13 protein-coding genes are annotated in these 22,781 nt (G+C 40.3%); all 13 read right to left on the bottom strand.

Annotated elements, in window-relative coordinates; translation table 11 throughout:
• Positions 1–78 precede the first annotated feature (78 nt).
• Positions 79–2,067 carry an alpha-L-arabinofuranosidase C-terminal domain-containing protein gene (locus tag DEU40_RS10540; RefSeq protein ID WP_110009786.1) on the bottom strand — a complete coding sequence of 663 codons (1,989 nt, stop codon included), beginning with the start codon at positions 2,065–2,067 and terminating at the stop codon, positions 79–81.
• A 63-nt stretch (positions 2,068–2,130) separates the two neighbouring features.
• Entirely contained in the window at positions 2,131–4,764 is a 2,634-nt protein-coding gene (locus tag DEU40_RS10535) for a beta-glucosidase (protein WP_110009785.1), read from the bottom strand.
• Between the two features lie 399 nt (positions 4,765–5,163).
• Positions 5,164–7,902, bottom strand: a complete 2,739-nt coding sequence (locus tag DEU40_RS10530) for a T9SS type A sorting domain-containing protein (protein WP_110009784.1) — start codon at positions 7,900–7,902, stop codon at positions 5,164–5,166.
• Between the two features lie 269 nt (positions 7,903–8,171).
• Positions 8,172–10,694, bottom strand: coding sequence for a glycosyl hydrolase 115 family protein (locus tag DEU40_RS10525; RefSeq protein WP_110009783.1), 2,523 nt, complete (start codon positions 10,692–10,694; stop codon positions 8,172–8,174).
• Positions 10,695–10,711: 17 nt separating this feature from the next.
• Entirely contained in the window at positions 10,712–11,932 is a 1,221-nt protein-coding gene (locus DEU40_RS10520) for an SGNH/GDSL hydrolase family protein (protein WP_110009782.1), read from the bottom strand.
• 25 nt (positions 11,933–11,957) lie between these two features.
• On the bottom strand, positions 11,958–13,895 hold the full coding sequence (locus DEU40_RS10515; RefSeq protein ID WP_110009781.1) for a glycoside hydrolase family 97 protein: 1,938 nt from the start codon (positions 13,893–13,895) through the stop codon (positions 11,958–11,960).
• Between the two features lie 3 nt (positions 13,896–13,898).
• A complete protein-coding gene (locus DEU40_RS10510) occupies positions 13,899–15,275 on the bottom strand; it encodes a glycoside hydrolase family 43 protein (protein WP_181397959.1) in 1,377 nt (458 codons plus the stop codon).
• A 32-nt stretch (positions 15,276–15,307) separates the two neighbouring features.
• Complete coding sequence (locus tag DEU40_RS10505) at positions 15,308–16,180, bottom strand: alpha/beta hydrolase (protein ID WP_110009780.1); 873 nt, start codon at positions 16,178–16,180, stop codon at positions 15,308–15,310.
• Between the two features lie 100 nt (positions 16,181–16,280).
• The gene (locus DEU40_RS10500) at positions 16,281–17,888 is read right to left on the bottom strand and encodes a glycoside hydrolase 43 family protein (RefSeq protein ID WP_181397958.1); all 1,608 of its coding nucleotides are present in this window, start codon (positions 17,886–17,888) and stop codon (positions 16,281–16,283) included.
• An 86-nt stretch (positions 17,889–17,974) separates the two neighbouring features.
• Positions 17,975–19,693: a glycoside hydrolase family 43 protein gene (locus DEU40_RS10495; protein WP_110009779.1), complete on the bottom strand. Its 1,719-nt coding sequence runs from the start codon at positions 19,691–19,693 to the stop codon at positions 17,975–17,977.
• Between the two features lie 178 nt (positions 19,694–19,871).
• Positions 19,872–21,146 (bottom strand): MFS transporter, encoded by a 1,275-nt coding sequence (locus DEU40_RS10490; RefSeq protein ID WP_110009778.1) that lies wholly within the window; start codon positions 21,144–21,146, stop codon positions 19,872–19,874.
• Positions 21,147–21,150: 4 nt separating this feature from the next.
• Positions 21,151–21,783 carry a bifunctional 4-hydroxy-2-oxoglutarate aldolase/2-dehydro-3-deoxy-phosphogluconate aldolase gene (locus tag DEU40_RS10485; protein ID WP_110009777.1) on the bottom strand — a complete coding sequence of 211 codons (633 nt, stop codon included), beginning with the start codon at positions 21,781–21,783 and terminating at the stop codon, positions 21,151–21,153.
• Positions 21,780–22,778 carry a sugar kinase gene (locus DEU40_RS10480; protein WP_110009776.1) on the bottom strand — a complete coding sequence of 333 codons (999 nt, stop codon included), beginning with the start codon at positions 22,776–22,778 and terminating at the stop codon, positions 21,780–21,782. Before DEU40_RS10480 ends, DEU40_RS10485 begins: the two co-directional genes overlap by 4 nt.
• Positions 22,779–22,781: the final 3 nt, after the last annotated feature.

The raw sequence follows: 22,781 nt of genomic DNA, 5'->3' as shown, positions 1-22,781 counted from the left end.
AAAAACAAATATAAGATTCTATTTTAAATAAATGTAAAAAACACACTTATTTTTTATAACATACTATAAAACAGTTCATTAAATTGTTTTTACCTTTAAAACAGACAAAGAATTGGCGGGAATTTCTGTTGAAATTTCACCTTTTTTAGCTTCAGAAATCTCTTCTTTGGGTTTCACTGGTTCAGCATCGAAACTATTTTCAGTAGTAAGCTGTGGTGCGGATAGAAGGATTTTGGTTATTTTTTTACCTGTTTTCAAAGTTCCTGGTTTGATATTTACCGTTTTAGCCTGAGTATCAGTATTGACTATTTTTATAATAATCTCATGAGTTTTCGTGTCCTTCACTGCTGTAGCGTATAATTTTTCCTGCCCGGATACTGCTTTTCCGTTATGTTCTATTTTTAATACATCCGTTCCTTTATTGTTGGAAAATAATTTCTGAACATAATAATTCGGGGTCGCGTAGGATTTCAGATTATTGAACCAGATGAGATCGGGCGTCCACTGCCAGCCGTCAGCATGGGCAAAAAGCGGTGCGTAGGAAGTCATATAAACCACATCTGCATTTCTTTCAAGACCGGTCATAAAAGCGGCTTCTGAAAGGGCCGTCAGCCAGTTATTTTTATTATCAGGCTTTACCACGCCTACAGACTGGGCTGCATATTCCCCGGCAAAAACTTTTGGCCCGGAACGGTCATACTGATCGTATCTGCCTGCATTTTTCATAAACCATTCGGGAGAGTTGTAATAGTGTTCATCAACAATCTGTGCATTAAGCTGCTTCAGTTCTTTCCAGCCATATTCAAAGAACTCGCCGTCAGGTGACGGTCCGCTTCCGGAAATGATCTTTATGTCAGGATATTTTGTGTGAATGGCTTTTTCAAATACTTTATAGCGTTCGATATAATCCGCTCCCCACTGTTCATTTCCCACTCCGATAAATTTTAAATTAAAAGGCTTTGGATGCCCCATTTCAGTACGGATTCTCCCCCATTTTGTGCCGGAATCTCCGTTGGCAAATTCAATCAGGTCAAGGGCATCCTGAATATAAGGATCAAGGTCTTCCATTTTCACCAGCTCTGCGGTATTGAACTGGCATGCCATTCCGCAGCTCAGAATAGGAACAGGTTCTGCAGCCAGATCTTCGGAAAGCTGGAAATATTCATAAAATCCTAACCCGAAAGACTGCCCGTAATCCGGTGTAAGCCTGTGCGGAAATCCTGTACTCCATTTATTGATAAGGTATTCACGGTCTGCTATATTTCCTATTGTTTTTTTCCACTGATAGCGTTCTGCCAAAGTTCTTCCTTCTACAATACAGCCTCCAGGAAATCTCAAAAATCCGGGATGCAGATCATATAGTTTCTGAACGAGGTCTTTTCGTAAACCTCCTTTTCTGCCTTTCCAGGTGTCCTGCGGGAAGAGGGAGATCATATCCATGTTCACGATGCCATTTCCGGTAAATGTAATCCGCAGTTTTGCTTTTTCTACAGTTTGTGGTGATTTGAAAACGGCTGTATACTTCTGCCATCCCTTTCCTTTTATGAGTGTAGAAACTGAAGAAATTTCCTTTCCATTTTCATCAACAAGACTTGCATTTACCGCAGCTATATTTCCTGAAACATTCTCGAGATCAAAACTGAAATCATAATTTTCACCCTGATGAATACCTATTCCTCTGAATCCTTCATTTTCGAGAATATAATTTTTATCGTTCAGAACAGTAATTCTTGCGTAATTTTTATTGGTTTTGGCAGGGTCAGAATAAATGGTCAGAAACCCGGAATCCAGGTTAGGAGAAAGTGTTTTTGTGTTGGGCTGTTTCCATCCTGTGAAAGGTTCGTCAAATTCAAAGCTGCGGTTTTTAATCAGTTCCGCATACAATCCACCATCAGCTGCAAAATTAATGTCTTCAAAAAAAATCCCGTACATGGTGGGTTGTATTTTAACAGGTGCCGGAGTTTCTTTCAGATCCAGATTAAAAGTACGGACCGTATTATTCTGAGCCGAAAAAAAAGCAGCACTAAGGGAAATCGCGATGGAAAATATTTTATTTTTTGTTGTCATAGGTTATATATTTTTGAAAGCTACTGTAGGCTTGCAATGGTTTCAATTGTTCCGAATCAATTTTTATTTTACTGTTAACGGAATACTTTTCAACCCTGCATCATCAGAAGTTCCGCCGTAAAAAATGGTATACTCGCCGGGTTTTGAAACCAGATCATCTGCTTTTTCATCATAGAAGGCAAATGACTCTTTGGAGAGGGTTAGCTGAATATTTTTTATTTCTTTAGATTTGATTAAAGTCCTCTCAAAAGCCCTTAATGTTTTTACCGGTGCCTGGGCATCATTATTTCTTTTGATATAGACCTGAACGACTTCTTCTCCATCCCTTTCTGAAACATTGGTTACTGGAATTGTGATCGTCACATTTTCGTTGGTACTGATCGTATTTTTGCTCAGTTTTGAATCTCCGTAAACAAATTTTGAATAACTCAGCCCATGTCCGAACGGATAAAGAGGTTTTTCCGTCATATAACGGTAGGTTCTTCCCTGCATATCATAATTCTCAAATCCCTGGTGCTTGCTTGTCTTTGAAAGAGCGTTATCCAGCTGTTCAAGGTTTTTGTAAAAGGTAATGGGTAATTTTCCGGAAGGGTTATAATCTCCTGCCAAAACATCTGCCACTGCAGTTCCTCCGGACTGTCCGCTATACCAGGCGTTCAACAGGGCATCATAATTTTTCTCATCCTGTTCCAATCCCAGAGCACTTCCGGTACAAAGAACAAAAACAACAGGTTTTCCGGTTTTTCTAAGCTCCGCCAACAGGTCCCTCTGGACTTTAGGAAGGGCAATCGAAGTTTTGTCACCTCCTTTGAAGCCTTCTGCATTCACCATCATTTCTTCACCTTCCAGACTTGGAGAAAGTCCGCCTGCAAAGACAATGACGTCTGCACTTTTCACCTTTTCCCTCACCGAAGCAAAATTAACAGGGTCTTTTCTGTAGACTTCAAAGCTGATGCTTACATATTTTCCTTTTTGTGTATGACGCAGTTCTATCTGGTATTCTTTTCCTTTCTCCATTTTTACAGGAAACTCTGAAGGATGTCTTGCATCAGGTCCTTTTCTTGTGGCAATTTCTTTTCCGTCCACGAAAAGGGTATAGACATCGGAAGTGGAAGCAGAAAACACAACCTCTCCTGTATAGGTACTTTTAAAAATCCCTGAAATGATGGCTGAGGTATTTTCTCTTCCTACATTGGGTGCAAGCTGGGTTCCTCCAAAGCTGTTGTAGCTGATGGCGGTGGAATTTACAGAAGTATTTGCTGGCTGGCCTTTGAATTCATTGTTATTGAAAAACTCTACTTTCATTCCTTTTGCGCCGTTTTTCTGACTGATAAAATTCTGGTATAATGACGTTCTGGAAGAAGGATCTGTTACTTCGCATCCTTTTTCGTAGATAATTTCAGTATTCGGGAATTTGGTTTTGATTCCGTCTAAAATCGTTACAATGGAAGAAGGGGTTCCGTTATAGTTTCCCAGTTGCATCAACCCGTCATTGGCATTTGGTCCTACAACGGCAATTTTTTTAATGTTTCTACTAAGGGGCAGAACATTGTTTTCGTTTTTCATCAGCACAATTGATTTTTGTGCCATTTTCAGTGCCTGTCTTTTATGGTCTTCAGAATCGACTACAGAATAAGGAATTGTATTCCAATGAACGGAAGATCTCGGATCAAGCATTCCTAATTCAAACCAACCTTTCAGGATTCTGCGCATCGACGCATCAATATCCTTTTCGGTAATCAGTCCGCTTGCCAGAGATTTATTCAGATTGTTATAGGTATCTCCGCATTCCAGATCCGTGGAATGTATCAGGGCATCTGCTGCGGTTGTTTTTTCGTCAGGATGAGTGCCGTGGTATTTTTTCTGAAAGAAATCGGCCAGTGCCCAGCAGTCTGAGACTACCATTCCGTCATACTTCCATTTTCCACGGAGAATTTCAGTAAGTAAAGTATTATTGGCACAGCATGGTTGGCCATCAAAAGCATTGTAGGCACACATTACTTCTCTTACATTCCCTTCCTGAACCAACGCTTTGAAAGCGGGAAGATACGTTTCATACAAATCTCTTTTTGAAATTTCTGCGTTATAGGAATGGCGGTTCCATTCCGGTCCGCTGTGCACCGCAAAATGTTTGGCGCAAGCATGGGTCTTAAAATATTTTGAGTCGTTTCCCTGCAGGCCTTTTACTGCTGCAACGCCCAGAACAGAGGTCAGATAAGGGTCTTCACCATAGGTTTCCTGGCCTCTTCCCCATCTTGGATCACGAAAGATATTGATATTGGGGGTCCAAAAGGTCAGTCCTTCGTACCGCCCTGTTTTCAGAGCTTCATCAAAAGATCTGTTGTATTTTGCCCGTGCTTCATCAGAGATCATTTCAAAGGTTTTAAAATGCTCCGGAACATCCCATGTGGCTGCCATCCCGATCGCCTGAGGGAAAACAGTAGCTGTTCCTGCTCTGGCCACTCCGTGAAGTGCTTCATTCCACCATCCGTAGGCTGGAATTTCCAAACGGGGAACTGCCTGGGAATTATCCATCATCATTCCTATCTTTTCTTCTGTTGTCAGTAAAGTAAGAAGGTTCTCTATTCTTTCATTAACCGGAAGATCCGGGTTTCTGAATGGGTATTTATAATGGCTCTGGGCAAAAAATAAAGGTGCTGCAAGGGTTGCACATAGGATTATTACAATTCTTTTCATAGGTATATGGTTTCAATATAGTCCTAAGACTTTGTGGATTCTGTAATTAATGATTTTCTAACCACAGATTTCACGGATTTTCACTGATGACTGTGCATATTTCTTTATAAGAATGGGGTTAGCAAAGTCCGAAAAATGGTTGTTGATTTTGTGATTAATCATTTCAACCACTTATTTTACAGATTTTTACGGATAATTATGTTTTCATTCTTATTTTATACAAATTGCCAGTATTATTCAGCAACAATGCAATGAAAAACAAATATAACGTTCTATTTTAAATAAATGTAAATAATACACTTAAATTAATAGTAAATCCTACTTACTTTTGGTTTTCATCTACCAAATTGTAGAAATAAAGCCACCATAAGCAGTGCTCAAGGTGGCTTTGGACTCAATTTACTCTTTGATAAATTTTTGTTTTACCACAATATTATTTTTTTGAGCAACCTCAATAAAGTAAATACCAGCCGGGAAATTCCCCACATTAATTTGGTTTTTCCCTGAATTTATTTTCAACCCGGTTCTGATAACACTTCCTCTAGCATCAAAAATAGTGGCAGCTGCTTCTGACAAATCAGAATCAATGAAAAGATCTGCTTTTACCGGATTAGGATATATTTTTATTCCCTCTTTTTTAGCTTCAGCAGAAATGTTTCTGGCACTTAACGATCCGAAATTTAAAGGAAGAACATTGGCTGAATAAGCATTTTCTTCTGTAAGATAAGCTTTGAAAGATCCTATTGCAGGCTCACTTCCGGCAGTTATTTTATAGAAGCCTGTTACTCCGTTTTCTGTTTTCAGCACATAAGCATTGGCCGGAACTTTGATGCTCTGGTAAACTCCGTTCATCTGGTTGACCGTGATAGCTTTCGGGGTAGAAACATTTCCTGAACCATTGAAAGTAATATTTCCTGTCGCATTGATGATTACCGGAGTATTTGCGGGTATAATTCCGTTGGAAATTGGGGTACAGCCGATATTGCTTGCTCCAGGTGACATCGTATAAGCAGTAACTCCGGAAGGTATATTAGCCTGGAATGGTAAGATCAGGACGTCATAACCATTAAATATACGGCTGTAAGAAGCTGTATTGGCTGTGAAGTTAAACGGCACCTGAAAATCCATACCCTGACCGGAAAGGACAAGATTTGAGCATGTAGTACCAGAGATCACATTATTGGCAGATGAACTTACGTTTGAATTCACATAATAAATGCTGTTAGAGTTGGCACTCATAGGCTGCCAGTTATTGGAAGAAGTAACTCCTGCAGCATTTCTGAAGTCTACAGAAGTGTAGTAGCCATTTTCCAGGGCATCCATCAGATAGCTATCGCTTGCGGAATAGGTTCCTCCTAATTTTGAGGCAATTTCATTACCCACATTGAAATAAACATCGCCCAGATTAAGCGTAAGCACAGAACTGTAATTGGAATTTCTCAATCCTAAAATTCCTTTGCATCCGTCTGTAAGCACCTGTCTTGAAATATCTAATGTGATATCGAAGTTTCCTCCCTGCGGAAAATTAATCTTGCCGTAATTATATGATTTCGTTACTCCCTGGCTGTTGATATAGTATAAAGTCGTATTGTCTGAGTAACTTTGTCCCGCCGTTGTATAGCTATTTACATGCAGGATCAGCTTATTGTACCTGTCATTAAGCTGAAGATATCCGTTAGCCGCAGTCATATTATTACTGATAAGAGGGCTTGGATTAGAGAACGTCACCGTTGTATTGCTGATATTGAATCCCGTACCAAAAGCTGTACTGGTAGCAGTCTGGGCTTCAATTTTATTATAATGGATATCACCGCCTGTCATGAGAGAAGCAGGCCTGTCGCCGCTTTTATTAAAAACGAAAGTCATAACACTGGAGGGACTGATATCAGCAGTAGGACGGAATGTTGCCGTACTCATAGTGATAGGTGTGCTCACCATATTGGATTGCGTATTGGTCAGGATTTTTGTTCCCGAAGTCGTGTAAAAAGGCAGATCAACCTTCAAACTATAGGAGTTCTGAGAAGGATTAATGACCATAAGAACAACCTGATTGCCGTCCTGCGAAATATATGAAGAGCCTTGTAAAACTCCGGTTTTGTCATCCCATTTGGCTTCTATTCTCGTCTTTCCTGTTGTGTACTTGGCATAATGTGAAAGAATATAGCCTCTTTTGGTCATTAGGCCTGCGGTGGTTCCATAAGTTCCGTCACCCATTAACCCGTAATACCTTTTGGCAGAGTAATGAATCCAGGCATTGATATTTCCCAGTAATGCATTGTTGACGCTGCTGGCAAAAGTAAAAGCATCTGTATTCCAGCTGAAGTCACGGGCCGGCTGGGTGGATGAAGAATTCCAGTTGATCAGGTATTCTGTCTGCCAGATTTCTTTATTATAATTCTGGAATTGTTTGTAGGTAGACTGCATAAGCCCGTATTGATGCCCTCCATACACTTCAAAATTAGCCATTGCCGAAGGATCCAGCAAAGCACTGGCAAAATTATCCGTAAATCCCACACTTTCTGGGGCAATCACTTTACAATTGATGAGCTGCCCATAGTTCTTGATGAAAGTGGTAATTTGTGCAGGAGTCCAGATACATCCCTGATACTGAGCCATTTCATCCGGTTCATTCTGAATGGAGATATAATCAAGCTCTACTCCGTTGTTCTGAAGATAGGTTACAAAGCTGTTGAGATAAAGGGCATAATCCTGATAATTTTCCGGCTTTAAATATCCGATCTGCTGTACCCCATTGGCGTCAGTATACACTGCATTGACATGGTTATTGGTTTTCCAGGCTGCGGGCATGGTCCAGGGCGAGGCAAAAATGGTAAGTCCCATAGATTTGGCAAGCTGTGCTGTAGCCAGTACAGAACTCCAGTTGTTACTGTTCTCGGGAATATACAATCTCATAATATTATATCCGCCTTCACTCGAAGCTCCCCAAAGTGTCTGAATCTCTGATGTAGACATATGATTATAGGCAAACTGGGGACTGCAGACAAATCCTCCGAACCCTTTTATTTTCTGATAAGATGTGTTCTTATCAATTTTTACAGTTGTAAGCTGCCCATACGCCAGACAGCTGAAAAACAAACATATAGAATGAATGCTGAGAAGATTTAAAAGTTTTTTCATAATGGTTTAGTTTTAGATATTTGTGATTTTGATTGAAGACAATTAATGTAAGGGCAATAGATTCCCCATCAAGACGGTTCATTTTCAAAAACCGTCAGGAAAATACCCTGAATGATATCAGGCAGCGATCTGTTAAATAAAGTTGCTTACAAAATCATTCGCTGTTCTTTCTCTTCATTCTCTGTGAGGGAACTGTATTTCAGATTGGAATGTGAATTAAGATTAGTGTTTCATAATTAAAATGTTGTTTGTGATCAGTATTTGGTCATTTAGTGAAGCATTTCGCTTTCAGGAGCTCCCAGGTAAGAGGGTATTAATCCTCCGGTGTTGATCAGGAGTTTTTCAAGGACAATGCCGGGTTCGAGCACTCTGAAGCGTAACGTGTGTTTTCCAGCCTGCTGAACCGAATGTTTTGTAGCAGATTTAATAATATGTTCGGACTGCCATCTTCCCAATTCTCCTTTGTAATGGCCGTTGAAGTTGACAATTTGCGGAGTTTCGTTGTCAAAAGAAATCTCATAACGCAATCCTTTATTATGATTAAAATTTAAAGTCGGAGCTAATAATAACTGGACTTCAAACTCCCCTTTTGATTCAAAATTGATATCATATTCCAGCCAGATATTTTCATCAGCTTTTGGATAGGCATTCTGCGGAAAGGTTGTCACTCCCGACTTTGTTTTTCCAAAATCAGGAATCACTTCCCAATGGATTCGGTCAGAATTGCTCATTCTTGCAAAATTTTCTGCTTCAATGGAAACGTAGCCGTTTTTTTCCTGAAATATTTTTTCTTTGGGAACCTCGGATTCAGAAATATAGGTAACTTCAGGCATTATATTTTCTTTTCCGTCTGCCCAGCTTTTATATCCTATCCTCATCTGATCCATCATATGCTTCCATTTTCCGCCGGCAATCACATTATTGTATTGATTATCCAGATAAGCATTTCTTTCAAAACATGCCTTCACTTTATCTGCGTAAAAATTGGCTTCCGGATCTTTTTTCGCTGCCAGTTCCCTGTTTTTTGCCACCGCATAATACATTTCGTATAAATTACTGCATGCATCAATCGGATACAAAACCAACTGATAATATGCATCCTGGTACTCAGCCGGAATCTGCTCTTTTAACCGTAAAGCTTCTACGGCCAATGCTCTGTAATCATTTAAGACCGTTTCAAATTCATGGTAATTCTCTAGGCTGTACGTTTTGCTGTCAAGCGTTTCAGGAGTTACTCTTCTGTTGTATTTGGCATACAGATTAATCATCCTCGCAATTTCCGTAGCGTGTTTTGCATCAAACTGCTGAGCAGCCCATTTCTCAGTATATTCCAAAAGGTTTTTAGCATTAAACTGCTTCGGATTCCAGGCCATTTCCAGGAAAAAACTGATCGGAAACTCCATAGGTTTTAAATCTCCTACATTCACGACCCAAAGTTTATCTACTTTGTGTGCATAGGAAAGGTTCATCTGTTCCCAGACTCTCTGGATGGGGCTTATGTTGATCCATTTGGAGTTTCTTGGTCCGCCTACATAATCAAAGTGGTAATAGATTCCATAGCCTCCTTTATGCAAAGGCTTTGAAAGGTCCGGAAGCTTTCTTACATTTCCCCAGTTATCATCACAGAACAGCAGGATCACATCATCCGGAACCCGCATTCCTTTATCATAATAGTCCTGAACTTCTTTATACAATGCCCAGACCTGAGGTGTTTTCTCCGCTTTCTTTCCGGTAACATCTGCGATGATTTTACGCTGATCTTTTACAATTTTCTCGAGCAGGGCAATATTGGTTCCCTCTCCCATTGCTTCGTCACCATCACCCCGCATTCCTACTGTTACGAGTTTTTCCCAGTTTTTGCTTCTCTCGAGTCCAGATTTCCAGAATTTCTGTAAAACTTCCGCATTCTTAGCATAATCCCAGACATTAGGGAGGTTATTTTTTTTGATATACCTGTGCCAGTCGGTTTGTGCCAAAGCCATAGGCTCATGGTGGGAAGTTCCCATGACAATACCCATTTCATTGGCTAACGGTCCGCTCAGAGGATCATCGTCATAGAATGCCTTCCCCCACATTGCCGGCCAGATATAGTTTCCCTTAAGGCGCAGGATCAGCTCAAAAACATTCTCATAAAACTTACTGTTTACTCCACCAAATGTTGCTCTGGCCCAGCCTCCCAATGAAGGTTCTTCATCGTTAAGGAAAATACCGCGATACTCTACAGCAGGCTCACCATCAGTATATATTCCTTTTTTAAAGTATACATTATCTTTTTTCTCAACCGGAACGTCAGCCCAATAATACCATGGTGAAACACCTATCTGCTGAGACATTTCATAAATCCCGTAAATCGTTCCTCTTTTATCACTTCCTGCAATCACAATGGCTTCAGAAACGCCCGGAAATGGATTACTGACATTCTGAATGATATATTTTTCCCTTTTCCCTGTTAATGCTTTTCCATCCAGCTTTTTTTGACGAATTAAATTATCAATGGTCTTGCTTTTACCTGCTTCACCAATAATGATGATCATTCCGTTCAAGCCAGAGTTTTGGAAAATAAGATGAGGCTGAACACCGGTTACTTTTTGAAAATCAGATTGAAGGTTCGCAACGGCACGCAGAATTCCTTTATCCGAATCACTGTCTGAAAAAAGCATCAAACCTGAATTGCGCTCTTTCAATACCATCGAATTTTCTGTCTTAGCAAAAGAAATAAATGGTTCGGTTGCTTTTACAAAAAATATAAACAACAACGTAAGAAACAGCGAAATGTTTTTTGTAAAATTCATACTATATCTTTTTGATTTTAATTTTTAAATAAGTTCAGATCCACAAATTCTCCCATTCTCCTGTAGCCGGCCTCATTGGGATGAAGAAAATCATGATCGTGCATATCGTTTAAGATGACTTCCGGATTTTCACTTTGCATGTGTTTGGCAAAATCTATGACGGCATCAAACTTCCCGCTGTTCCTGATCCAGTCATTTACTTTTTTCCAGGCCTCGATACGGAAAGGTTTGTCGTAGAACGACTTTGCAAAAGGAAGAATCGTTGCTCCGTACACTTTGATTCCGTTAGCATGTGCCTTATCAATCATCACCTGGTAAGCAGCAATCAGTTCTTCTGTTCTTTTGGAAGCGTCATCAGGATCTCTTGTTCCTCCCAGATCATTCACTCCTTCCAGAATGATCAGCCATTTTACGCCCTGCTGATTGAGGATGTTATAATCGAAACGGTCTAATGCTGTAGGACCTAAACCGCCACGCACTACACAATTCCCACCAATCCCGAAATTAAGAACACTTATATTCCTGGTAGAAGGATTTGCCAGTAACCGCTGCGAAAAAATATCCGGCCAGCGATTCTGTTTATTGGTTCCCGATCCTCTTCCGTCGGTAATGGAATTTCCCATAATAGCGACCGCATACGAGGGTTCACCTGTCTTTACATCAATGTTAAAAAGCGAATACCAATGATCTGTTTTTACAGGATTTTTAAATATAGCAGCACTCGCTTGCACACCTTTAACAATAAAAGAGGTTGTTCGTGAACCCGGATGCCCGGTGACAGATTGGGTTACTTTTCCATAGGAAATGGTAATGGCCAGCAGCGAATTAGCCTTCAGGTTAAAGTTCACTTCATCAGAATAAATATCAGATCCGGGAGCAATTTTAAAACTGTTTTTCTTCTCAAACGTTAATGATCTGATGGTAGCTGCATCCACATTGCTGCTATCGGACGGCACAGCAATGGAAACCGCTTTTACCTCCAGGCTATCCATGGAATATTTGTTGGAGAAACGTAACCGCAATTTTTTTCCACCCACAGATACACGAACAATCTGACGCAGGGTGTTCCCCGAAAGCCCCGGTTCCGGAGGAAGGTTTTTGGGTTCCACCAATTGGGGAGCCGTTGCCCAGGTGGTAAGCCACCGATCTTTGGAAAACTGCTTTTCCAGACTCTGTGAGGAAGAGCAGGAAACCAAAAATCCCGAAATGATAAAGATATATATGTTTTTGAAGCGCATTTTTCCTGTTTTTCGTTATCAATCTTTAATTTCTTAGTACAAATCCTCCGTTCGGCTGAATTTCAATCGTAAAATCCCCTTTTGTATTCACTTTTACTTCTTTCTCTGATGTGTTTCCTTTTGCATCATCATTGATAAGCTTCAAGTTTTTCCCGGCGAACATCGGAAGTTTTATCTTCAGTTTTTGGGATTGCTTCTCAGCATTTACGCCTGCCACATACCATTGATCCGCTTGTCTTCTCGCAACCACGGCATATTTCCCGGGATAGCCGTCTATGAAAAATGTTTCATCCCAAAGTGTCGGAACTTCTTTCATAAAGCTGAGCTGAAATTCCGGAGCATCGGTCAGGTTATTCGGCATGATGCCAAACATCTGAACGGGATTCTGAAACAGGACTGCTGTAGCCAACTGAAAGCCGTCCGTAGTATGTCTTTTATTTTTATCCCTGTTGGATTTTGTTAAATATTTGTTGAGGAAAGTTCCGCCAAACTCCATGCTTCCCACTGTATTTCTGATGAAAGGATGAAGCGTGGCAAAAAAAGCTTCCTGCCTGCGTACATCTTCTGAGAAATAGAGCATTTCTGAGGCTAGAACGGCTTCGCTTCCGGTATAATTCGGGTACATCACTTCCCAGCCTCTTGGTAAAGTAGCTCCATGGAAAATAATGGTTAGTCCAAAATCGTTGGCATCCGACAGAATATCTTCGTAAAGACGCATGGTTTCCTGTTTATCTCCTCCGAAGAAATCCACTTTCAGTCCTTTTACGCCTGCCTCTTTCAGCCATTTCATTTCTTTTTTCCGTTCAACGGATGAGCTCATTTTATTTCTCGGTCCCATCGGAGCGTCATTGGCTGCTCCATTGGAATTATACCAAAGTAATACTCCCACGTTTTTCGATTTTGCATATTGAATAAGGTTTTTCATTCGTTCTTTTCCAATATTTTTATCCCAAAGCGCATCTATAAGAATAAACTGATATTTCAGTGCAGCAGCAAGGTCTATGAATTTCACCTGATCATCATAATTCATACTGTTATCCTGCCACAGAATCCAGCTCCAGGTAGATTTCCCGAACTGATAATCCTGTGACGGCTCATACATCGGATCTACCACATCAAAAGGAATTGTGGTCTCCACAACAGGTTTTAAAGAATTCCCCACTGTAATTGTTCTCCATGGTGTTTTTCCGGGAAGAGAAACGGCTGCTCCGGTACTTCCGAAACCGTTATTTTCAGCAATGCTCGGATATGCTACTTTGTAAAGGCTTTTTTCTGCTGTGGTTTCAAGGTGTGAAGCACAATACGAACTATTCACTCCAGTCTCGGAAAGTAATACCCAGCCTTCATTTCCGATATGGAAAAGACCCGGGAAAACGTATCCGTAATCAGATGGCATTCCCAGCTCAGCATCAGCTTTATAGCCGCTTTCATAACTTGGTGCTGTACGGGCAAATCCTGTCATCGGCTTCATCATAGGTGAAAGAAAAGTAGTGGTTTGTGACGGAAATCTGTACCCTGTGGTTTCTGACTGTACCACAACACTCAGCCGTTCTTTCATTGATGGAATATTATAACGGAAAGCAATATTGTTGTTGCTCACCTGAAATTCAATGCCTATCTGGTGTTGGTCTGCATTGATGAAATTAACCGATAAAGTATTGGCTTTATAATCAATCTCAGATTTTTTGATTTTTTCGTTTGTGTATTTCTTAGAAACAACATCTTTTTGGCTGTCAGTAAATGTCAGATTCTTTGAAAAATCGGACTCGTTGGTTACCAGGCCCAGCGGAGATTTTTCAAGCATTGTCTTTCCCTGAAGGATAACATTATACGATGCTTTTCCCTCTTCTGAAAAAACCTGAAGCTTTAGATAACCGTCCGGACTTGAAATTTCTGCTACCTGCGCAAAGCTTTTGCTGATCAGGAATACACTGAATAAAACATATAAAACTTTTTTTCTCATAACTCAATTATTTTCAAGAAAGGTCCAGTAATCGAAATACATAATATCTGTTGAGGCTTTTCCATTGAATACAAAGTACAGATCATGAATGCCGGTAATCTTTTCAGCCATCTGAACTTTTATTGTTTCCCAGCGGTCATCTCCACCCGTCATCGGAACCTTTACCGTTGCGGCAACCGGTCCGTTCACAGCATCCAGATGAATAGTCATTGTGACGTCACTGTTATGGGTAGTTCCTACTCTTGCAAAGAAAGAACCAGCTCCTTTTTTCCGGAAATCAACATTCTTTACACTGGTATAAGCCCCATTTTTCTTTGCTTTGATGAAAACACCAGCCTCTTTATTCTGATATGATTTTACATTTTCCGACCAGGCAATCATTTCTGCCTGATTGAATGAATAAGGATTAACTGCTGCGATAGCTTTTGTAATTCCGCTGGTCATTTTAAATGGTGAAATGGAACCGTCTTTATTGAATGTAAGCTCTTCCAGACTTACTGATCTTGTAAAACCGCTTCCGCCCGGCAATGCGCCATTGTGATAAAAGAAATAGGTTTTCCCCCGGAAATCAATAACACCGGGATGATTGGTGAATGATTTCCCCTCAGCAGGCATTACAATTCCTCCATATTTCCAGGGTCCCTGTGCTGTTTTACCTGTAGAATATCCTATGAATTCAGGAAGCGGACCTCCCGGCCAGAAAAGATAATACAGGTTTTTCCTTTTGTACAGCCACGGGCCTTCCTCATATTTTGTGGGTCTTTCCGGATTGGGTTTCCCCTCTCTTTTGCCAAATGATTCTTCTGTCATGGGAACTTCTGTAATATTCCCGGAATAGGAGATCATATCTTCATTCAGCTTTACGTATTTTAATTTAGGGTTTCCCCAATACATATGAGCCTGTCCGTCATCATCCACAAAAACGGTGGGATCAATATCTCCCCATTCGCTCTGAACAAGAGGTTTTCCCAGCGGATCATGAAAAGGGCCCAACGGACTGTCGCCAACAGCAACCCCTATAGCGCCTTTGTTATTGGTTTTGGACCACATCGGAACGTATAAAAAAAACTTTCCGTTTCTTTCTATGCATTGTGCAGCCCAGGCATCGCGTTTTGCCCAGTCGAAATCTTTATACGAGAGAATTGTCCCATGGTCTGTCCAGTTCACCATATCATTGGTGGAATACACTTTCCAGTCGTTCATGGTAAACCAGGTGGAATCGTCTTCATCGTGTGTGGTGTACACATACAGCCTGTCATTGTAGACCATCGGTGCAGGGTCTGCAGTATAATTGGTCTGAATAATTGGATTCTGCGCAGATCCTATCGAAAATAAACCTGTCAGCGCAATGAAACTTATAGATATTGTTCGAATATTCATAGAAATTTGGATTTAAAACTTTAATCCTGTATTTATTGTGACTTCAGAATACGATTAACTTCTTCCTGATTGACAGGTTTGAAAAGCAGTTGCGAGAACAGATACAAATCATTTTTCCACACTTTGAAATCGTGACCGCCCGGTTCTACATAAAAAATATGGGGAATTTTATGGTCTGTAAGATAGTCACTCGTTCTTTTACTGAAAGGCATTAGCCTGTCCTGGTCTCCGCATGAGATCCAGAGAAGTTGTAAATCTTTAGCTTTGGATGGATCCGGGAGAAGAACTTGAGGTTCTTTTGTATTTGGAGCTGCGGAAAAGGCTCCCACCCATGCGAACTTATCGATATTTCCCAGTCCGAAATTCAGGGTCTGTCCGCCACCCATGGAAAGTCCGGCAATCGCTCTGTCTGTTCTGTTTTTTTTAACCGGATATTTTTTCTCTACAAACGGAATCAGGTCATTCAGTAAATCTTTTTCAAAAGTTGCGAAAGCCTCAACTTTATCCTGAGCCATTATATTTCCTGTCGCTCTGTCATCCTTCATTGCACGGCCGTTGGGAAGTACGACAATCATCGGCTGCAGTTTTCCCTGGGCATACAGATTGTCCAGAATAATATTGGGTTTTCCCTGATTGAACCACTCTTTTTCATCCCCGCCAATACCGTGTAGCAGATAAAGAACGGGATATTTTTCACCTTTTTTGAATCCCGGCGGTGTGTAAACCAAAGCTTTTCTTGTTGTTCCAACAGTTTTTGACGAATATTGAATTGTGTCAATTTTCCCGTGGGAAATAGCAGCATTTTCCACATCGAAACCCTGCGGTGCCTGCTTATCAAGGGTTTGTGCGGAAACAAATATTCCCGACAAAACAAGTCCTAAAGCCAATATAACTGATTTATTCATGATTTTTATTTGTATTTTCTACACTTATTATTTCAGATAAAAAAATAATAAGTGTATATTTTACTTACTGTTTACAACAGACTTTTATCTGCATTTGATTTTACTTTCCAGCTTCACTGACTCTGAAAAAGTCCACATCTACAAATCCTCCGGTATTTTTAGTGGCATAATTGAAAATTGCGAATTTCGAACCCATAAAAAATCTACGGTAATCAAAGATCATTTTGTAGTTTTTTGCCATTTCCGTCCAGTTCTTCTGATCGGTGCTGTAATAAAAGTCGGCAAGATCTTTCCCGAGGTTAAAATCAGCATCAATACGGAGAAAAACCTTATCCGAATTGAGAGGAATCCGTTTTTTTTCTTCTTTTTTAACTCCAGTAATGGCTTTTTTCTTATTGTCCAGGCTCACTTCGTTGGTTGAAAAAACAATGAATTTTTCTTCACCTTCCTTCACTACTGACAAGATCCCGGAGTCCCCGTTGAAGGCACTGAACCCAGCAACATCACCATCTTTCATTTCTTTAAGGTCCATTGCGACAACCGCTGAAGAGGTTGGACCTTCCATTCTCTGAGTCAAGGTATTGGGTGCCGCGTACAGATTGTCTACTACCCTGCTGGTTTTCAGTCTCAGAAAGCCTTTTCTTTCTGATAAAGACCAGGCATCATTCACCGGATTATGATTCCATTGCCATTGAATTTTCATTTTTTTGTCGGAGAACTCATCGCTTTCCACCAGATGATTTTTAGGTTTGAATGGCGGAAGCGGAACTTCTCCTTTCAAAGGAACTTTTCCGCTATCTCCCAATACCGGCCAGTCATTTTCCCATTGAACGGGCAGCAGCAACGGAACGCGTCCTACTCCGTTTCTGTCCTGGAAAATAAGGGAATACCAGTTTCCGTTTTTATCATCAATCAAAGCGCCTTGTCCTGCATAGGAAAATCCTAAAAAATTATCTTCCAGAATTACTTTTTTCTCGTAAGGACCTGTCACTTTATCTGCCCTGTAGACTACCTGACGGCGTTTTCCGTTTCTGGGCCAGGATATCATCATCATATAATATTTTCCGTTTCTTTTGATGATCTGATTACCTTCCAGAAGCCCGGTTTCCGAAGCATCTTTCTGAAATACCTCAGTTCCATCCGGATTTCCGATCACTTCTTTAAAATCAGGACTCAGTTCAAAAACCTTGTTGGAGGTGAAAACATATATTTTGTCATCATCATCGAAAAACAGTGAGGCATCATGAAAATGCTGTGTTCTGGTGATGAGTTTCCATTCTCCTTTTTCGGGATCATCAGTCACATAGAAATAGGATTTGAAAGGTTCATCATTCGGAGAGAATAAAACGTAGTATTTCCCTTTATGATAGCGGATTGAAGAAGCCCATTGGCTCCTACCGTAAACGGTTCCGTTCAATAAATCATATTTTGAGTTGTCGTTCAGAGTATCGAAAACATATCCGGACATTTCCCAATGTACCAGATCCCTGGAATGCATTACCGGAGCTCCGGGCATTAAATGCATGGTGGTACTGATCAGGTAAAAATCATTTCCGTTTCTGGTAATGGATAAATCCGGTGCATCTGCCCAGATGATGGGATTGGTAAATGCAGTACTCTGTTTTCCAGAAGGATTTACCTGGGCTGAAAGAAGATTCAGCCCGATAAATCCCAATAAAGAAACTATATAAGATTTTTTGATTTTCACGTTTTTGATATTTTGGTTCGATTTGATTCTTTTCAGTCTTAAAAGGAACACTTCGACAAGCTCAGTGTGACATTGCTAATACTAACTTAATTCGGTACAATATCATTGGAAGAGGTGCTGTAAAGCCCGATAAGGCTTCCTGTAAAACCTCCTGCTACATCAGTAGAAAGTATATCTCCTGAAACCGGCCCGCCAAGATTTTTGAAGTTTTTGCCATCCAAAGAATAATTGAAGCTATGTTCATCTTTATCAGCAACAACCTGCAATTTAACCGGTTTGGATAATGAAATTTTCTCGCTGGCAATCAGCTTTGATTGCCCTTTTTCCGTTCTTTCCAATACGATGTAGAAATCTTTATCTTTTTTGGTAATTCCGAAAACATAATTGAATGTTTCGCTTTGGTAGAGTGTAATTCCAGCCAATTCTTTTTCCGATTTTGGTTTATAATCCAAGGTTACGGAAGTTTCGAAGTCTTCGTGCTGTAATCTGTGGAACAAAGATGAAATCGGAGCCAACGCTTTTATGTTCGTTTCCATTGGATTCACCTTTACTCCATTTTTCGTGGCAGTAATGAAATTCTCACGCGGTCCGCGCATCGCAATCCATCGGAAATCAAGATTTTTATCGGTTAATTTGTCGTTATAGGTAAAGTTTCCGTTCGGAAAAAACCCGGTTTGCCCGGTTTGGTTCTGAACGCCTTGTGGCATTTTCAATTTTGGTTTCATCGGAACCAGGCCATTTTGAAACACAGGATACGTTCCGCTCCAGTCTACAGGAAGAATAAAAGTTTCACGGCCTTTGTTAACACGGTTGCTGACATTCGGACGAATTGCTAAAAATACGCCATACCATTGTCCGTCCGGACCTTCCACCAAATCTGCATGACCTGCCCAATCCACTTTTTCCTTTCTGTCTCTCGGAAAATATCTTTGCGTAAGAATTGGATTATTTTTAGCGGGAACAAACGGTCCTTTCGGAGAATCTGCCATAAAAATCACTTCGCTATGGTTGCCTCCGGTTCCGCCTTCTGCACACATCAGGTAGTATTTACCGTTCTTTTTGTAAATATGGGGACCTTCAATCCAGATCGGTTTTTGGGAAAGATCTACGCCTCCGTTTACAATAATCTTATCCGAGCCCGCAACTACCTGGTCTTTTTCGAGATCATAGTCCCAAATCTTAATAACACGGTGGCCGTTGTACTGCTCAGTACCTTTCGGCGGAGCATCATTGTGAACGATATATGCTTTTCCGTCATCATCAAAGAAAATAGAAGGATCAATACCGTCAAAGTTTAGCTTTTGGACTTCGCTCCATCCTTTTGCCGGATCTTTGGTTTTTACGACCATATTTCCAATACCACCTGCAAACTGGGTAGTAATCATATAAAAAGTATCGTTGTGCTTATTGTATTTGATATCCGGTGCATAAATTCCATGCGAAACGCCAGAATTTTCAACTTTAAGCTGGGAAGGCCTGTCCAAAACGTGTCCCACCTGCTTCCAGTTTACCAGATCTTTAGACGTGAAAATCGGAACGCCCGGAAACATTGAGAAAGAAGAGTTTACCAGGTAATAATCTTCGCCTTTTTTGGTGATGCTTGGGTCAGGATAACAGCCCTGTAAAATCGGGGAATAAAACTCGTCCGGTTTAAGAGTGTTGTCATTATATATTTTATCGTTTCCACGGTAATTAAAGTCTGAGAAAGTTTGTGCAGAAATAGTAGTCACTGAAAGCAAAGCAGCTGCTGCAAGGATATTCGTTTTATTCCTGAAAAAAGCTAAATTCATTATATTCTGTTTCATTGTTATTCTTTTTTTATAGTTTTAAAATGTATATTTTTGAATAGGTGTTGTTCTTTTAACGCTAAGTCCGCAAATTTTTTAACTACATCCTTAATAAGGTTCGCAAGGGCGTTACACTCAGCAATGCGTATCAAATTTTATTATTATAATCAATTACAGATCATTATTTATATAGTTTTTATAAGGTTTTCTTGCGGTTGATTATTTTAATCAATCCCCAGGCTGTAACATAGGATATTCCGGCTATGAAAAATATAATGCTGTAGCCCCCGTTGATGTTTCCTGATTTTTTAAAGGCGTCGAGAACAATTCCGATAAAAAGCGGAAAAATAATTCCTGCCGCTGAGCCCAGCATTCCGCCAAAACCAATGACAGAACTGACATAATTATTAGGCAACTGATCTCCGACCGTAGTCATAAGATTGGCTCCCCATCCTTGATGCGCAGCTGTTGCCAAGGCAATGATGATCGTGATCATCCACATATTATCTACATATTTTGAGAACATGACCGGAACCACCATTAATGCAAATAATAACATTGTAATACTTCTGGCCCTTCCGATGGCCCAGCCTTTTTTGATCAGAAATGATGAGAGATAACCTCCGCCAATACTTCCGATGGTAGTTCCGCTGTAAATAATAATCAATGGAAGGGATGGTTTCGTTAAATCCATTTTGAATACATCCGAAAAATACGCCGGCAGCCAGAACATGAAGAAATACCAGATAGGATCGGTTAATATCTTACCGATGGCAAATGACCATGTTACTTTATATTTCAGTAATTCCGATAAAGGAATTTTGGTTTTCTCTTCTGTTTTTTCAGCCTGATCGCTTTTTATATACTGCAGTTCTTCCTTGCTGATATTTTTTGTTTTTTCCGGTACGGTATAAAATTTCCACCAAAGGACAATCCAAATCATGCCCAAAGCTCCAATCCATACAAAGGTCTGTCTCCAGCCGTAATGCCCAAGAATGAACGGAACCAATAGCGGCGCCAAAATAGCTCCCACCGTCGCTCCCGAGTTAAAAATTCCCGTTGCCAGTGCTCTTTCTTTTTTGGGAAACCATTCAGCCACAGATTTGATGGCAGCAGGAAAATTTCCTGCTTCACTGATGCCTAAGGTACTTCTCGCAATGATAAACCCAATGGTACTTTTGACAAGACCATGTCCTATAGAGGCCAAACTCCATACAATAAGGGAAACTGCATACCCGATTTTGGTTCCGACCTTGTCTATAAACCTTCCCATCGCCATATAACCGATGGCATATGTCGTGGTAAAAGCCATGACGATATAGCTGTAATCTTTTTCATCCCAGCTGAATTCTTTTTCCAGCACAGGTTTCAGCAAACCCATTACCTGACGGTCAAGATAATTGATCGTAGTGGCGAGAAAGACAAGAGACAGCATCCACCATCTTATATTACGGTTTTGAGGAGCCTGCATTGAGTTATTGATTAAGTTGTTGTAATAATTTTTTTGTTTTCACTGTCAGTTCTTCTTCATTAAAATCTTTTCCAATTAGGGAACTTCCCAGTCCTGCTGCTATGGCACCTCCATTAAGCCATTCACTGATATCTTCAGTTTCAGCATGGATTCCTCCGGTTGGCATAAAATTCATTCCCGGAAAAACAGGTTGTACCGATTTGATGTAGTTCTTCCCTAAAGCATCAGCCGGAAATATTTTAACCAGTTTTAAACCGTTCTGATACGCAATATTGATATCGGAAGGGGTAAAACAGCCCGGAATCAGAAGGATATTTTTTTCGAGGGCATGTTTTACCAATGCTTCACTGATCACTGGTGTAATGATAAAGTCTGCTTTTACGTTAGCATAATCATCCATATCCTGTATGTTTTTTACCGTTCCGATTCCTAACAACAGACCAGGAAATTCTGTATGGGAAATTTCTTTCAGCTTAGTGAAATTTTCCAGTGCCTGATGACCGCGGTTGGTATATTCTATTACACGGATTCCTGCTTCGTATAAAGCTTTTACGATATTTTTTGAGACTTCAAACGATTCGTTGTAAAACAGCGGAATGATTTTCTGGTCTTTTATTTTTTGTAGTATTTCACTCATAATTTTTCGATATTAATGCTTTCATCAATGGTATCTCCTTTTACGAAAAGTTTTTTAAAAGCAACTTTTGTCGCATCCTCAAGGATCTGCTCATCAGAATTTCCTTTTAAAATTCCATGAATTAAGGCGGCCATGAAAGAATCACCGCTTCCTACCCTTTCTTCAATGGTATCTGAATTATATTTTTCTGAAAACAAAAGTTTCTCATCAGCAAATAAGGTGGCAAAGTAATTCACCTGTTCTCCGTTTGTAAAGCGGAAAGTATTCGCAACTTTTTCCACCTCCGAGAATTGTCTTCTGATTTCCAATGCTGTTTTTTCGGCCTGTTTCAGAAGATTTTCATCATCAAAATTTCCGTTAAGCTCATATTCAACCGGAATATTCAGGAACTTCTCCACAGACCAGATATTTCCCATAAGGACATTCACAAAAGGCATCAGCTCTTTAATTTTGTGAGGATTCTGGTTTTGCCAAAGCAACGCCCTGTAATTCAGGTCGAGAGAAACTGTAATATTTCTTGTTCTGGCTTCTTTCATGATCTGTAAACATTTGCGGAATGCATTGTCACTCAAAGCCGGTGTGATGGTACTGATATGCAGCCATTTTACTCCTGAAAATATCTCATCATCACTGAAAGTTTCAAAATCCGATTGGGTAAAAACAGACGGAAAACGATCATACACCACTGAAGCATTCTGCATATCTCCATCAGAAGAAAGATAAAATGTTCCTATTCTTCCCTGAGTTTTTTCTGCAAGGACTTCTATTCCTTTACTGTTAAGTTGAGATTCCAGCTGGTTTCCTACGAAATTCTCCGGTAAAGCTGATAACAATTTCACAGAATTTTTCCATTGAGAAAGTGCTGCTGCTACATTGTATTCTGCTCCGCCAACATACATCTTCAGAGACTGCTCATTCAACCAGTTTCCTTCGGAATCCGGGGCAAAGTGGAGAAGCAGTTCCCCGAAACATAATATTTTCGATGAATCCTGCATGGT

It is taken from the genome of Chryseobacterium sp. AG844 (genome assembly GCF_003182335.1).
GTDB lineage: Bacteria > Bacteroidota > Bacteroidia > Flavobacteriales > Weeksellaceae > Chryseobacterium > Chryseobacterium cupriresistens.
Note: the sequence above shows the minus strand (reverse complement) of the source record. Positions and strands in the feature narration are given on the sequence as shown.

Coding starts and splice junctions, on each gene's coding strand:
- DEU40_RS10540 (WP_110009786.1), bottom strand. CDS start 2,067: ATGACAACAAAAAATAAAATATTTTCCATCGCGATTTCCCTTAGTGCT.
- DEU40_RS10535 (WP_110009785.1), bottom strand. CDS start 4,764: ATGAAAAGAATTGTAATAATCCTATGTGCAACCCTTGCAGCACCTTTA.
- DEU40_RS10530 (WP_110009784.1), bottom strand. CDS start 7,902: ATGAAAAAACTTTTAAATCTTCTCAGCATTCATTCTATATGTTTGTTT.
- DEU40_RS10525 (WP_110009783.1), bottom strand. CDS start 10,694: ATGAATTTTACAAAAAACATTTCGCTGTTTCTTACGTTGTTGTTTATA.
- DEU40_RS10520 (WP_110009782.1), bottom strand. CDS start 11,932: ATGCGCTTCAAAAACATATATATCTTTATCATTTCGGGATTTTTGGTT.
- DEU40_RS10515 (WP_110009781.1), bottom strand. CDS start 13,895: ATGAGAAAAAAAGTTTTATATGTTTTATTCAGTGTATTCCTGATCAGC.
- DEU40_RS10510 (WP_181397959.1), bottom strand. CDS start 15,275: ATGAATATTCGAACAATATCTATAAGTTTCATTGCGCTGACAGGTTTA.
- DEU40_RS10505 (WP_110009780.1), bottom strand. CDS start 16,180: ATGAATAAATCAGTTATATTGGCTTTAGGACTTGTTTTGTCGGGAATA.
- DEU40_RS10495 (WP_110009779.1), bottom strand. CDS start 19,693: ATGAAACAGAATATAATGAATTTAGCTTTTTTCAGGAATAAAACGAAT.
- DEU40_RS10490 (WP_110009778.1), bottom strand. CDS start 21,146: ATGCAGGCTCCTCAAAACCGTAATATAAGATGGTGGATGCTGTCTCTT.
- DEU40_RS10485 (WP_110009777.1), bottom strand. CDS start 21,783: ATGAGTGAAATACTACAAAAAATAAAAGACCAGAAAATCATTCCGCTG.
- DEU40_RS10480 (WP_110009776.1), bottom strand. CDS start 22,778: ATGCAGGATTCATCGAAAATATTATGTTTCGGGGAACTGCTTCTCCAC.